This window comes from Legionella sp. km772 (genome assembly GCF_003989735.1).
Classification (GTDB): domain Bacteria; phylum Pseudomonadota; class Gammaproteobacteria; order Legionellales; family Legionellaceae; genus Legionella.
The window spans coordinates 1-1,231 of sequence record NZ_RZGQ01000361.1; the positions used below are offsets into that span (position 1 = coordinate 1).

Consider the following 1,231-nt stretch of genomic DNA (forward strand, 5'->3'; position numbering starts at 1 on the left):
TGATTTTTTTGATGCAGTGTAATAATTTCGCTTTTTGGTCATTCTATTCCCCTCTTATATTAGAAGAATAGCTCTTAAAAATACCTTTTTTTCGTCTAAAAATCCGCGCCTATATCAGGGGTACTATTAAAAAGCCAACAAAATACTACCGGGGTTACAACTATAGGGGCGAATAACACCAGTATTACCTTTAATTCACGCGGATTAGCCTCCAACCAAACCAATTTTAGATTTTGTGACAATAGGGGCGGTAATTTTGCACGCTCAGTAGAAGTTTTAACTACAGGTTATATTCAATCAGGAGATACACCGGGACGAGCAGTTTGGAACAATACCGCGATAAACTGCCCTTAATTGGAATGAGATGATGAAGAGAAAACTCAATGTTCCTCAGAGCTTAATTCAAAGAGAGGGACATTATTTATTCGTTAACCAAAAGGGAATTAGCCTATTAGAGGTACTGGTTTCCGTGATTATTATCGCCATAGGGATGCTGGGAATTGCCAGTATGCTGTTAGTTTCTAATCAAGCCAATAACTCAAGTTACATGAAGCAACAAGCCATTCAAAACGTTTATAATATTTTTGATAAAATTAGAGCAAATAGCCAAGCCGCAGTAAATGGTAATTATAATATTAGCAACATTGGCTCTACTGGCTTGCCTACCGCAGTAACCACGCCTGCAGTAATGTGTAATGCAGCCGCGTGTACACCAGCACAATTGGCTACCTATGATACCTGGACTTGGCTTACAAAGGATCTTTCCCGTCTACCCAATGGCTGCGGCTCAATCACCACAGCCCCATCTCCTGTAGCCGGAAATACCACAGTGACTGTTACCGTACAATGGGATGATTCCCCCGCCCAAAATAGCGTTGGGACAAACAGCCAAATTTCAACTGTTAACGCCAATTTTGTCCAAATAAGGATACAGAGCCAAATATGAACACTAAAGCCGCTCAACATGGTTTTTCTTTAGTAGAGTTGATGATTGCAACTCTCTTAGGTTTCATTATTAGCTATGCTGTCCTCCAAGTTTATGTGACTCAAAGCCAATTTTATAAAACCTCCAATTCCCAATCTCTTATTTTAAGTACTGAGAATGCTATCATTAATTTACTCATGTTACGCACATAAACTTGTAGTTTGACTAAAAAGCATTAGAATTCCGCCCTTAATTTTAGGGAGGGAATTAAATGGATATGCTTGATCTTTATAGTGATTATTTGAT

The 1,231-nt window shown here is 38.7% G+C and carries 2 protein-coding genes and 1 pseudogene; all 3 read left to right on the plus strand.

Annotated elements, in window-relative coordinates:
• Positions 1-111: 111 nt before the first annotated feature.
• Entirely contained in the window at positions 112-354 is a 243-nt protein-coding gene (locus tag ELY15_RS15885) for a GspH/FimT family pseudopilin (protein ID WP_127101747.1), read from the plus strand.
• Positions 355-367: 13 nt separating this feature from the next.
• The gene (gene pilV / locus ELY15_RS15890; RefSeq protein ID WP_127101743.1) at positions 368-946 is read left to right on the plus strand and encodes a type IV pilus modification protein PilV; all 579 of its coding nucleotides are present in this window, start codon (positions 368-370) and stop codon (positions 944-946) included.
• Positions 943-1,125: pseudogene (locus ELY15_RS15895) on the plus strand (PilW family protein); the annotation flags it as partial. The gene pilV and the pseudogene ELY15_RS15895, both read left to right, overlap by 4 nt.
• Positions 1,126-1,231 lie beyond the last annotated feature (106 nt).

Excerpts from the sequence above, each read along its gene's own strand:
- pilV (WP_127101743.1), top strand. The coding sequence starts at position 368 with ATGAAGAGAAAACTCAATGTTCCTCAGAGCTTAATTCAAAGAGAGGGA.